Source organism: Paenibacillus sp. PK1-4R, assembly GCF_030369595.1.
GTDB lineage: Bacteria > Bacillota > Bacilli > Paenibacillales > Paenibacillaceae > Paenibacillus.
Map to the genome: position 1 here is coordinate 684,362 of NZ_CP126535.1, position 12,456 is coordinate 696,817.

Annotated in this window: 13 protein-coding genes; 8 read left to right on the forward strand and 5 right to left on the reverse strand. The window is 47.5% G+C overall.

Annotated elements, in window-relative coordinates; translation table 11 throughout:
- Window positions 1-51: 51 nt before the first annotated feature.
- Both QNO02_RS03185 and QNO02_RS03190 read right to left on the reverse strand, forming a co-directional pair.
- The gene (locus QNO02_RS03185) at window positions 52-444 is read right to left on the reverse strand and encodes a type II toxin-antitoxin system death-on-curing family toxin (protein ID WP_289391068.1); all 393 of its coding nucleotides are present in this window, start codon (window positions 442-444) and stop codon (window positions 52-54) included.
- Between the two features lies 1 nt (window position 445).
- Window positions 446-739: an AbrB/MazE/SpoVT family DNA-binding domain-containing protein gene (locus QNO02_RS03190; RefSeq protein WP_176873173.1), complete on the reverse strand. Its 294-nt coding sequence runs from the start codon at window positions 737-739 to the stop codon at window positions 446-448.
- A gap of 195 nt (window positions 740-934) precedes the next feature.
- Between QNO02_RS03190 and QNO02_RS03195 the strand changes: the two genes are divergently transcribed.
- From QNO02_RS03195 to QNO02_RS03205, 3 genes are all read left to right on the forward strand, one after another.
- Window positions 935-1,666 (forward strand): ABC transporter ATP-binding protein, encoded by a 732-nt coding sequence (locus tag QNO02_RS03195; protein ID WP_289391069.1) that lies wholly within the window; start codon window positions 935-937, stop codon window positions 1,664-1,666.
- Between the two features lie 21 nt (window positions 1,667-1,687).
- On the forward strand, window positions 1,688-2,935 hold the full coding sequence (locus tag QNO02_RS03200; protein ID WP_289391070.1) for an ABC transporter permease: 1,248 nt from the start codon (window positions 1,688-1,690) through the stop codon (window positions 2,933-2,935).
- A gap of 111 nt (window positions 2,936-3,046) precedes the next feature.
- Window positions 3,047-3,430 carry a hypothetical protein gene (locus tag QNO02_RS03205; protein ID WP_091018768.1) on the forward strand — a complete coding sequence of 128 codons (384 nt, stop codon included), beginning with the start codon at window positions 3,047-3,049 and terminating at the stop codon, window positions 3,428-3,430.
- Window positions 3,431-3,801: 371 nt separating this feature from the next.
- On the opposite strand, the gene QNO02_RS03210 is transcribed toward QNO02_RS03205, so the two are convergent.
- Complete coding sequence (locus QNO02_RS03210) at window positions 3,802-5,070, reverse strand: BaiN/RdsA family NAD(P)/FAD-dependent oxidoreductase (RefSeq protein ID WP_133387464.1); 1,269 nt, start codon at window positions 5,068-5,070, stop codon at window positions 3,802-3,804.
- Between the two features lie 197 nt (window positions 5,071-5,267).
- On the opposite strand from QNO02_RS03210, the gene QNO02_RS03215 reads away from it, so the two are divergent.
- The 3 genes from QNO02_RS03215 (at window position 5,268) to nadE (ending at window position 8,566) form a co-directional block, all read left to right on the forward strand.
- On the forward strand, window positions 5,268-6,962 hold the full coding sequence (locus QNO02_RS03215) for a two-component system sensor histidine kinase NtrB (protein WP_289391071.1): 1,695 nt from the start codon (window positions 5,268-5,270) through the stop codon (window positions 6,960-6,962).
- Between the two features lie 221 nt (window positions 6,963-7,183).
- Window positions 7,184-7,618 (forward strand): BrxA/BrxB family bacilliredoxin, encoded by a 435-nt coding sequence (locus QNO02_RS03220; RefSeq protein ID WP_091038991.1) that lies wholly within the window; start codon window positions 7,184-7,186, stop codon window positions 7,616-7,618.
- A 138-nt stretch (window positions 7,619-7,756) separates the two neighbouring features.
- On the forward strand, window positions 7,757-8,566 hold the full coding sequence (gene nadE, locus QNO02_RS03225) for an NAD(+) synthase (protein WP_047841401.1): 810 nt from the start codon (window positions 7,757-7,759) through the stop codon (window positions 8,564-8,566).
- Between the two features lie 126 nt (window positions 8,567-8,692).
- On the opposite strand, the gene QNO02_RS03230 is transcribed toward nadE, so the two are convergent.
- Window positions 8,693-9,508 (reverse strand): alpha/beta hydrolase family protein, encoded by an 816-nt coding sequence (locus QNO02_RS03230; protein WP_289391072.1) that lies wholly within the window; start codon window positions 9,506-9,508, stop codon window positions 8,693-8,695.
- A gap of 249 nt (window positions 9,509-9,757) precedes the next feature.
- On the opposite strand from QNO02_RS03230, the gene acpS reads away from it, so the two are divergent.
- Both acpS and mutY read left to right on the forward strand, forming a co-directional pair.
- A complete protein-coding gene (gene acpS, locus QNO02_RS03235; protein ID WP_076216711.1) occupies window positions 9,758-10,156 on the forward strand; it encodes a holo-ACP synthase in 399 nt (132 codons plus the stop codon).
- 29 nt (window positions 10,157-10,185) lie between these two features.
- Complete coding sequence (mutY, locus tag QNO02_RS03240; protein ID WP_133387497.1) at window positions 10,186-11,553, forward strand: A/G-specific adenine glycosylase; 1,368 nt, start codon at window positions 10,186-10,188, stop codon at window positions 11,551-11,553.
- 261 nt (window positions 11,554-11,814) lie between these two features.
- On the opposite strand, the gene QNO02_RS03245 is transcribed toward mutY, so the two are convergent.
- A complete protein-coding gene (locus QNO02_RS03245; RefSeq protein ID WP_036614138.1) occupies window positions 11,815-12,426 on the reverse strand; it encodes a superoxide dismutase in 612 nt (203 codons plus the stop codon).
- Window positions 12,427-12,456 lie beyond the last annotated feature (30 nt).

The following is a 12,456-nucleotide window of genomic DNA, read 5'->3' on the forward strand; positions in this document are numbered from 1 at the left end:
GCAGGGGCTCCGGAACCCCTGCTTCTTTTTTGCATTTATAAGACATATGAGTTAGCGTTCTTCTGAATGTTCTTCTAATAAGTGTACTATCTTTTCAAATGTATACTCGCCTTCGGCAATGTTGACCATAAATTCTACGGCATATTTACGTTCCATCTGCAAATGGTAGCCATTCACTCGCAGAAAGGACTTGGTTACAAGATAAGCTGTACGTTTATTTCCGTTATAGAAACAGTGGTTTTTAACCAATGACTCTAATAAGGCAGTAGCTTTATCAAATATGGAAGGGTAGGCATCCTCTCCAAACAAACTTTGGAGAGGTCTATTTATCGCAGAATCCAACAAAGCAGAATCCTTAACCCCAGCTTGTGCTGTATCATTCATCTTCTTCATCATAAAATGGTGAGCGGCTACTACTTCTTCAATGGAAAGGAATATGGCCATCTTAACGATCCCTTAAATCATTTAGGATATCCTCATCTTCTTCGAAAACGTCGAAGAAAGCTTCCAGTACTTCGGGTCTTACATGTTCGGGTATTTTCATTTGTTTAACCTTTTTTAGTACAATTTCTCCCTGACTGTTTTCAATAAATTCAATCTCATCGCCCTGAGAAACATGGAGCTTATCAATCAAAACCTTAGGCAAGCTAATGCCCAAGCTGTTTCCCATCTTGCCTATTTTGCGAGAAAGAATTTTTCTTTTGGAATGCTCCTCTTTCATCTGAGCCCCACCATTCATGATATATTCCTCCTATAGTATGATCTAACTTATGAAAGTAATACATTTGTATGTAATAATGTTAGTATGTAATAACATTATAACATGGTTTGTACTTCAAAATGCTCAAAATGATCAAACATACAACCCGCAACTCGATTACAATAAAACATAAAGAATGAAATAAACGCCTGATCAGAACAGGGAGTGAATGATATGGGAACGGAATATAACAGTACGGAAGTACAGGAGTCCATATTGGACGTACATATTACCGAGGCAGGATACGAGCCGGGAAAATCGACCATACGCAATATTCGAATGGATGTGGCGCGAGGAGAACTGGTGGGTATTATCGGACCAAATGGTGCGGGCAAAAGTACCACAATCAAAACACTTCTTGGTCTGCTGGAACATGCGAACTATGAAGTGACGATTGGAGGAGATGGTCGTTATGCCTATATCCCGGAGCAACCGGTTTTTTATGAATATATGACGCTATGGGAACATCTTGATCTGGCTGCAGCGGCGTATGAAATGGAGGAAGAAGGTTTTGTTGCCAGAGCGGAGGAGCTGTTGGTTCGTTTCGGTATGGACCATGTTCGGAATGATCTTCCAGCCAGTTTTTCGAAGGGCATGCGGCAGAAAATGATGCTGATGATCGGATTTCTGTCTTCACCGGATATCTATATTGTGGACGAGCCGTTCATTGGACTGGACCCTCGTGCAACCAAGGATTTTCTAAAATTACTAGATGATGAACGTCGCCGTGGTGCGGGTGTGCTCATGTCTACGCATGTGCTGGATACCGCTGAACGAATCTGCGACCGGTTTATTCTGATTGCTTCGGGCAGATCTGCTGCCGAGGGAACATTGGATGAGATCCGTGAAGCGGCAGGATTGCCGGAAGCCTCTTTGTTTGACTGTTTTGATGTACTGACGTCTTAGATAGAGAGAGGGTGAGAGAGAATGGAAACTTCCCAGCGTTATACCCCACTTCGTTTATACAGGCGAAGACGCAAAGAGCACTTCAGGGAACAAATGAAAAATCTCAGACTCGTCGTGGATTGGACGGTTTGGGTATATCTGCTTGTTCCGGGCGTACTCTATCTGATTGGGTGGTACACGAGTCTGTGGACCAAACCGCTGCCTGCATGGGCGACAGGATTACCACTACCCGTACTGACTGGGCTGATTGACGTCGTTATGCTTACCGGTGGTGTGTTGATATTTGTGGAGGAAGCGGATGTATTGTTTTTGAAATCAAGGCCGTTGTGGATACGCACGTTAATGAGGCAAGGGCTCTACCGGTCCTGTCTGCAACATCTTGGCAAAATGTTGTTGATTACAGCGCTGACTGCTCCCCTGTGGTCCCGTGTCTATGAGATGTCGAATCTCCAGATTGCACTTATGGCTGTCTGGTTTGGTGCAATAGCGTCATTTCAAGCCATAACACTACATATGACGAAGGTTCGACATACAGGATGGCGACGCTGGATTCAGATGATCCCTCTCGTCATTGGCATAGGTTATATGACCATTCATGCGACATCATGGATGTATGGACAGACGTGGAAAATCATATTTGGAATCGTAATTATCATGCTTCTTCTGATTACAGTTGGACAGATGAGGCTGTTGATGAAGGGAACGTTTGAAGGGGATGTGCGGGAGGATCTGCGGAGCAGGCTGCAGCTTACAGCTCTAATGTTAAGTCGGGCGGTGAGCAAGCCGAAAGCCCCACGAACACGGTCCATCATCTTCCGCAAACCGCGTAAACTGTTACGCAATCGTTCCATCGCGAATCGGACAGCGGAGATTGCATTCAAGGCATTTTTCCGGAACTCGGCCACGATGAAATTGTATCTGCAGCTTGGCGGACTATCCATCGCAGCAGTTGCATTACCACCTTTTCCGGTCAATATCATTGTGTGTGCGTTATTAATCATCATGTTGACGGTGATGTTTTATCGTTCTTGGGACGTTTTTGCCACGTCCGACTATGTTCAGCTTATAACATATGACTCGGAGGCGCTGCATCTTGCAGGTTCAGTGATGGTTCGGATGTTGTTTGTCCCGATTGGTATTCTTATGGGATTCACGCTGGGATTGGCTTGGCTCGGCTGGATCGTCGGTATTCTGACAGCTGCAGGTGCGGTGGCTTTTGGACTCTGTGTCTTATCTATTGCCGGATGGGTTCGGTTGACCCGGGCCTAAGGAATTCCTTTCTAATTCGGAGCATATCGTGCGCTATATCTGCCCATGCTATAGAAGAAGAATCTCATCTATGGATGATGAGAGATTAGCTGTAGCAAGGAGGAAGAGACGATGATGGATAATAGCGAACTACAGGTGCATTTTTCAGACGATTCAGCGTTGAATGCCGCCAGGGCAACCTTGGAGGAATTGGGATATAAACCGTATCAGTCCGGCCCGCTGGAATTGTACATCCCTACAGATCGCCAAGATCCTCAGTCTGCCGTAGAGATTGTACAATCTCATGGAGGAAGTGCCGTATTTGCCTCACAAACGGAAGAGTTGGATCAGTTTCAGAATATATCGATTCCGGCTCATCTCGTGAATGAAGACTGGAATGAGGGTTATGCGAACGGAAACCAGGGAAGCCAGACGGAGCAAGGCAGACATAACTATAGCGATGACCCGACATACGATGATTCGGCTGATGGATTCTCAGGCAGTGTCAAAGCATAGAAGGGAAAAGATCACAAGTTAAGAGTGGTTCGTTCCGTCTTTCTAAAATGGCATAATGCCCAAAAACCCCGATACTCCACAGATAGTGGATCTCGGGGTTTTTGACATCTGAAGCAATTCATCATGCGCTTAAAGTGTGTAATACCTAGTATTGAGAGTTCAAAAAGTTCGGTTTTCAGTACCGAGAAGATGGAATGAAGCTAGAAATGGAGTAGCGGAGTGTAGGGAAAACTACGTGAGCAACTACAATGTTTCTGAAGGAAACATACTTCGTAGGCATCAACCTATTTCGGCTGAATTTCATATTCGATGCTGATGATGCCATTAGGCATGATTCGTAATCAAAAGCGGACTTTTTGAATAACCTCTATTTATAGTTTAGCGTGTTTATATTCAGCTGCATGCATGCCAGCCGTATATCCCGTTGAGAATGCAGCGGTGATATTATACCCTCCGGTGTAGCCGTGAATATCCAGAACTTCACCGCAAAAGAATAGTCCAGGCAGCAGCTTGGATTCCATCGTTTTTGGGTATATCTCCTTTAAGTGGATTCCTCCCCCAGTGACAAAGGCTTCTTTGAGCGATCTTGTTCCGTCTGCACGGAAGGTAAAAGCTTTCATTAGCCCGCACAAGTTGCTTAACATACCTTTAGGAAAATGGTGGAACGTGAGGTCATCGCTGATCTCTGCCCGTTTCATCATTAATGGAATCATGCGCTCTGGAACCCATGTTTTCAGTATGTTTTTGACAGCCTTGCGGGACTCTTGTTCCAATACCTGCTGAACCTGTGCTTCCAATGCACCTGGGGACAGCTCCGGGAACAGATCAATGCTCATGATGACCTGTGGGTTTCCAGACTTCATCTGAACCTTGCGGATAAATTGGCTACAACGCAGTGCAACCGGTCCAGACACTCCAAAATGCGTGAAGATCATATCCCCCCGATGGGAGATGACGGTTTTTCCTTTGGCGTCCAATACAGATAAGCCGATATCCCTCAAAGACAAACCTTGCAGTTCTTTGGATTGAATCCAACTCTCCCCAGACACAATAGGCACTTCGGTTGGATATAACTCCGTAATCGTGTGCCCCGCAGCCTCAGCCCAGGGGTAACCATCTCCGGTTGATCCGGTTTGGGGTACGGATTTGCCACCAGTAGCGATAATGACAGAGCGTCCAAGGATCGTTTTACCTGAGAGCAATTTAACACCCTGTACGTGCTGACCGTTCTGAATGAGTTCCTTAACCGGTTCTTTGGTACGAATCTCAACGCCGAGGGAGACAATTTTGCCTACCAGCGCATCCACAACGGTTTTTGCTTTATCGGTTACAGGGAACATTCTGCCGTTGTCTTCTTCTTTCAGGGCAATTCCGAGATTCTCGAAGAAACGCATGATTCCCTGGTTGTCCAGATTTTGAAACGAACTATATAAAAAGCGTCCATTACCCGGAATATGTCGGATGAGTTCATCCGTTTCCTTGGCATTGGTTACATTGCATCGACCTCCGCCAGAGATGCCGAGTTTACGACCCAGTTGATCTCCTTTATCCAGCAGAAGCACGGAGGCTCCATGCTCGGCAGCAGCAACGCAAGCCATCAGGCCCGCAGATCCACCACCAATTACAATGACATCATACATATGTTATTACCCTCTTTTTTCATTGATTTTTGTCTGTTTTACGTAAAAATGTGTCTACTCCTGGCTTTTTCTGAAATATAATGGAGTTATGAGCAGTTCTATTGTGCAGTCTTAAGGGATATATTGTAATATACTGTCGCCTATGTTTTAATCAGAAATACATGAGGGAATGTGCAGGCAGAGGAGGAGATGGCATTGTGGTTGCGTTAAAGGACATGCTTTTACAAGTACTGCTGGCAGGGTCGGCGGTATATCTGATTCCCTTATTCCGTCTGGTACTTTCCAAGCGGGCTATTGCCAGAATGGAACATGCCGGAATCGTTCATACCAGTTTTGCTGTGACAAGTGTCGCTAGCATGTTATTGTGTCTGCTGTTTGCGCTCTATGCAAGCCCGGTGGCTGTGCCCATCTCATTAAACATCGTACCTGTGATACTTGTTATTTTGTATTGTAAGTCCGCTATAGGCGTAACGCTGTCCATTCTACATATTCTCTTCTATTTTCTTTTTGCGCATTCCTATGATCTGTACGGATTTCTCCTTCATACAGGCATTCTTCTCTATCCTATTGTATGGTTGTCTGCCAAACGATTCAAGCATAATACACCTTCACGCAAAATGGCGATCCTCATCATCCTGATTACAATGGAACTGATTGTAACGAGTCTGTTATGGATCGCATCCCTCCAGAATGAATCCACATACTCTGCGACCTACATGATACTTACAGCACTTGGATATACCGCTGGAGCCATTGTTGCGGGCAGTCTGAGTCTGCTATGGCTGGAACGGATGAAGCACTATCGCGGGCTGGAGCAGCATCTCTCGGAAGTCCACCACCGATACATAGCCGAAACGGAGAAACTTCATCAGATCCTGAATGCAGTGCCTCTCTCCATTGCTACCGTAGATAAACAAGGCACAGTCATGTTTGTCAATGAGATGATGGAGCAAACCGCAAGGGAGCAGCTACCTTGTACCTCCACGCCTGATCTCATTGGACAGCCTGCCAGTCAATTTGTTGAACAAGGTCAGGCGGATAAGATGGATAAAAGCATTCGCAGAGCCATCGTTCATGGTGAGATTAGTGGGTTGACCGTTCGTTACGGTGCATACGTATTTCAGTCCCGAACCGTACCGATCTATGCCTTTTCAACAGAGTCTGCGAGAGAAGTTACAGGAGCCATGCTGATCATTCAGGATATCACGGAGCTTGAGATGTTGCGAAGTGAACTGGATAATGTGGATCGTCTCAGTCTGGTGGGGCAGATGGCTGCAAGCATTACGCATGAGGTGCGTAATCCAATGGCGGTTGTGCGGGGTTTTCTTCAACTTATGCAGGAAAAGAGTCCTGACTCCCTCGATCACTATTACCGGATCGTTCTGGAAGAGCTGGACCGGGCCAACAGTATCATTAATGATTTCTTGTCTTTGGCTCAGAATCGTATTGCCGAGAAAGAAGAATCCCAGTTGCACGATATCATACATGAACTGAGTCCGTTGTTATGGGCGGATGCGAACCTGCGTGGTCAGAGTATTGAACTCATGTTGGCCCATAATGTGCCGAAGCTGCATCTCAATTCTAAGGAAATCAAACAGGTGGTGTTGAACCTGGCCCGTAACGGGATGGAAGCCATGAATGAGAAGGGCGTGCTTACGCTGGAGACACGGATAGTGGATGATAAAGTGGAACTGTGTGTACGTGACACAGGACCTGGTCTACCCAGAGTGAAGAAGGAAAAGCTGTTTGAACCTTTCTATACGACAAAAGCCAAGGGAACCGGACTTGGATTGTCCATGTGCCTAAGTATTGTGGAACGACATAACGGAACCATTACTGTGGAATCGGAGGAAGGCCAGGGCACGACCTTCAAGGTGGCATTTGAACGTTAGTCATTCAGCATATTTTGCCAGACATTGAGACATAATATTATGGAAGAGGCCTTTCCGCAGGCGGTTTCTGAATCTTGCTTTCATTGCTTATGGATGTATAATAGGAATAGCACATCATTACATCCATAATGTTCGATATGAATGTAACGTTGTTTTGGAGAGTTATTAGCCTTTAATTCTATCGAGATCATAGAACAACCATTTATAAGGAGTGAAACCGAATGTCGATGTCATTTGATCAATACATGAAAGATATGGTTCAACCCATGCGGGATGAGTTAACTCGTCTAGGAATCCAGGAGTTGCGTACTCCTGAAGAAGTGGAAGCAAGTCTTCCGGATGCAAAAGGAACAGCGCTGGTTGTCATTAACTCTGTCTGCGGATGTGCCGCAGGTCAATGTCGCCCAGGTGTGTCCCAAGCACTTCAGCACGATATTACACCGGATCACCTGTACACTGTATTTGCTGGTCAGGACAAAGAAGCAACTGCAAAAGCACGTGAATTCTTTGCACCGTATCCTCCATCTTCACCGTCCATCGCTCTGATGAAAGACGGAGAACTCGTTCACTTTATCGAGCGTCATCAAGTGGAAGACCGTTCTGCAGAGGATATTGCGGCTGATCTCAAAAGTGCATTTGACCGTTACTGCCGTTAATTCGCTCCATAGAACGCCCCGCCCTTCGGATCACCGATGCCGGGGCGTTTCATTTTGGATAGATAAGGTTATTGAACCATTCGGACCTTTCAAGCTGGACATCAAATTTCATTCATTTAGAAACGGGGTGTGTGAACGATGAGTTTGCAACAACAGATCATCGCTGAATTGAAGGTTAAACCAAGCATTAATGAGGAAGAGGAAGTACGCAAGCGTGTTGATTTTCTGAAGACGTATGTGAAAAATGCGGGTGCCAAGGGTTTGCTGATTGCGATCAGTGGCGGTATTGACAGTGCAGTGGCTACGGCGCTTTGCAAAAAAGCGACGGACGAGCTCACGCAAGAGAACAACCAAGAGTACAAAACGCTTGGTGTGTTCCAACCTTATGGTGAACAATCCGATATCGATCACAGCTACGCGGTAGCCAAAGCATACGATCTGAAGCATGTCGTGGAAACCAATATCGAAGATGCAGTTAACGAGATTGCGCTGGAAGTGGAGCAAGGTTTCAAATCTTTGGGCAGCCCACGCCATATGACTCACCAAGGCAAAGGTAATGTTAAGGCGAGAACTCGTATGGTTATGCAATATGCGCTTTCGTTTGAAGAAAACCTGCTCGTTGTAGGTACGGATCATGCGTCCGAAGCCATTACAGGCTTCTATACCAAATGGGGCGACGGTGCTGTGGATATTACACCACTGAGCACCCTGAATAAACGTCAGGTACGCCAGCTGGCAGCATATCTGAACGTGCCACAGGCAATTTTGGACAAAGCACCATCGGCAGGACTGTGGGAAGGTCAGACGGACGAAGATGAGCTGGGAATTTCGTATGAAGCGAACAGCGACTATCTCGAAGGCAAACAGATCGATCCGGCTGCACAAGAGCGCCTCGAAGCGTTCTATACGCGCACACATCACAAACGCAATGCCATTCCTGGGATCTAATACGGATGGATGAGCATGATCGATATATAGGGAATGCAAAAAGAGTCACTGCTCACGCAGTGACTCTTTTTGTTATGTGGAACGAGAAATCGCAAAAATCCAGGTGACTACTATATTAAAGATGAGTTAGCTATTCCAGTCTTTGATCTGTTGCAGGGTTTGGGTGATGGCTTGCTCCAGTTGCGGAGTGGTTTCTTTAAATGGATGTACCGTATTAAAGGTGTGGTTCCCTTCGGGTATCTGGTGCCATGGGATATCAGGGCGTGCTTGCACAAGTGCGGCAGAACCGTCACGCAGACGTTGGGGATCTTCTGTTCCCTGAATGAGTGCGACTCGCACAGGTGAAGAAGCCAAGCGATCAATGATAGCGTAACGTTCGCTATGCTTGTCCAGGTCTTCCAGAATAGCCACGTCCAGTGGCATCTGCTGGCCTGTTCGTCCGTTAACGACATGGCTGCGGCCATGCGTACGCATTTCTTCTTTTTGCTCTGCTGTGAAGAGATCCAGATTGGTTACGCCATTCCAGGAGATGACACCTGCCACCTGCTCGGGATGATCCAGTGCATAGACGAGACTTACGCCCGCACCGCGGCTGTGGCCAACCAGGTATACAGGAAGTCGAGTGAGTTCAGGTTGTGTAGCCACATGTTCCAGTACCAGGGCCAGATCGGCAAGCTCCCGGTTGTAGGTATTCACTGCGAACTTTTCAAGTTCAGAGAATTGCTCCAGATATTCGCCGATACCGTTGTGAGAGAAATTAAAGGTCAGCACATGATGTGTCTGGCTTAGCTGTGAAGCTGCGTAGGGGAACATGCCCCAGTCTTTGAAGCCTTTGTATCCGTGAGCCAGAATGATGACGCCTTGAGCGGATTGTTGTGCAGGGAAAAAGTCTCCGCGAATGATCGCATCTACGTCAGTGGGCAATTCAAAAGTTATGGGCATTATTCAGACCTCCTAAGAATTTCAGACGATTCCTGATTCATATTTTAGCATATATGGGAATGCGGATAGGTACTCGCTTCTGATCGCCCCTCCTGCTACAATAGAATACGTGTTCGGAGAGTTACGGATCATGTGATTGAAAGGATATCTTTTACAATGCATGTTCAAAAAGAGCGGTTTTCAGTACCAAGAAGATGGAACTTTTGAACAACCTCTTACAGTATAAAAGATTAAGCGGGTGAAGCGTTGATGATATATGGCATTGGTAATGATGTGCTGGAGATTGGACGTATGCGGAAGCTGCTGTCCGGTCGCCATGCGGAAGCATTTCTGAAACGAATTTTAACGCCAGCAGAGCGGGAGATCGCGGTTCGTCGAGGGAAGCGGATGACGGAGTTTGTATCCGGTCGATTTGCAGCGAAAGAAGCGGTGTCTAAGGCATTTGGCTGCGGTATTGGTGGTGTCATGGGTTTTACTGACATTGAGGTGCTGCCTGATGGGACAGGACGTCCAGTGGCCTCGCTGTCCAGTCAAGCCTGGGAACGTCTGCAGCTGCCATACGATAAGCAATATGACATTCATTTGAGCATTACGCATCAGACGGAATTGGCAGCGGCCTTTGCGATCGTAGAACAGATGGAAAAGTAGCTAGCTTGGCAATAGGAGAGGACGGAAATATGGGTTTACAGGAACAGAAACAACATTTCAGCGTGAATTTGCTGGACTGGTATATGGTCAACCGACGGGATTTGCCGTGGCGTCGCCACAACAATCCGTATTTCACATGGGTATCGGAGATTATGCTTCAGCAGACTCGGGTCGATACGGTAATTCCGTATTTCAATCGTTTTATCGGGAATTTCCCGACCGTGCAGGCGTTGGCGGAAGCACCCGAAGAGGATGTGTTGAAAAATTGGGAGGGACTCGGGTATTACTCCCGTGCACGTAATCTTCAGGCAGCCGCGAGACAAGTCATGGAGCTGCACGGAGGAGAGATGCCTCAGGAGAAACAGGCTGTCTTTGCATTAAAAGGGGTGGGCCCGTATACGGCCGGGGCCATTCTCAGCATTGCCTTCAACCAGCCGCAGCCTGCGGTAGATGGCAATGTCATGCGGGTACTGTCCCGATACTTCCTCATCGATGAGGACATTATGAAGGGCAGCACCCGGGTGTTGATGGAAGAGCTCGCAGGAGAGCTCATTCCGGAAGGGCGGGCGCGTGATTTCAATCAGGCGCTGATGGAGCTTGGTGCGCTGGTGTGTACACCCAAAGCGCCGCACTGCCTGACTTGCCCGGTCATGGAGCAATGTTCCGGCCGTATCGCCGGAAGAGAGCTTACGCTGCCGGTTAAGACCAAGGCGAAGCCGCCGCGCCCTGAGCAGCGGCTGGTCGCGATTGTGGAGGGCCGCGGTGCTCATCGCGGCCAAGTGCTAGTGCGCCAGCGCCCAGACACGGGCCTATTGGCCCGCATGTGGGAGCTGCCGCATGTGCTCGCGGCGCCCGCCGCAGCGAGCAAGAAGGCAGCGCCGCTGGCGGATGAGCCGGCCATGGCATTGCTGGCCGGCAGTCTATGGGCGGAAGGCTTCGCTGCCCGCCCAGAAGGGCTGGCTACCCATGCGGAGCATGTGTTCAGCCACATTGTCTGGAGCCTGCAGGTGTACAAGTGTACCGAGCAGGACCAGAGCAGTGAGCTTCCGCTGATCGCAGCGGAAGCCAGAGCCGCCTACGATGCACAGGCGGCAACAAGGGAGGGCACAGCCTCATCATCAGCTGTGTCACCTGAGTCAGACACAACGCATTCATCGGAGCCAAGCACGCCTAATCCGCAGAACATCTCAACATCGCTTAACGATGGAGAGATGTTGATGTCATCATCTGACGTTAGTGATCCGACGCTGAGCAAGCTGACACTGACAGGTAAAGGTGATGGCTTGACCTACCGCTGGATTGGTCCGGAAGATATGGACAAGATGGCATTCCCCAACATATTTCTGAAGCTGATCAGCAGTTATTTTGCCGGAGCGTATGATCAAGTGAATGATTAAATGGGGGAGCTAACGAACCTGAGTGACGTTATCATAGCCAAATCAACCCAAAAGTGCGCATTAAAGCTCGTATTTGGGGAAATAGCTACTCTGAGATTCGTTAGGTTCGCGATACGATGAAATATGGAGCAATAGCGTGTCCTGGGTTCGTTAAAAACAAAACACCCATTAACTATAACTATAGCGATAGCAAAAAGAGAGCCTGATCAACAACGACCGAATCAGGCTCTCTTTTATGTTAACTGTTGCATACTAACAGTCTTATTTTGCAGAAGCGTAACGTTTGTTCACTTCATCCCAGTTGATTACATTCCAGAAAGCGGCGATGTAGTCAGGACGTTTGTTTTGGTAGTTCAGGTAGTAAGCGTGCTCCCATACATCCAGACCCAGAACCGGAGTCAGACCTTCGAAGAGAGGGCTGTCTTGGTTAGGTGTGCTAGTGATGGACAACTTGCCATCTTTGCCAACTACGAGCCAAGCCCAGCCGGAACCGAAACGAGTTGTAGCTGCTTTAGCGAAATCTTCTTTGAATTTATCAAAACCACCCAGTTCGCTATCGATAGCTGCTGCGATATCACCTGTAGGAGCGCCGCCGCCGTTAGGTCCAATGATTTCCCAGAACAAGCTGTGGTTAGCATGTCCACCACCATTGTTGCGAACCGCTGTGCGGATGCCTTCAGGTACGCTGTCAAGGTTAGCAATCAGATCTTCCAAGCTTTTTTCTTGCAGTTCAGGAGCGCTTTCCAGAGCTGCGTTCAAGTTAGTTACATAAGTATTGTGATGGCGATCGTGGTGGATTTCCATCGTTTTTGCATCGATATGTGGTTCCAGTGCGTCGTTAGCGTAAGGAAGTGCTGGTAATTGAAAAGTCATAATGAAATACCTCCTGAGATTTTAGTTTTT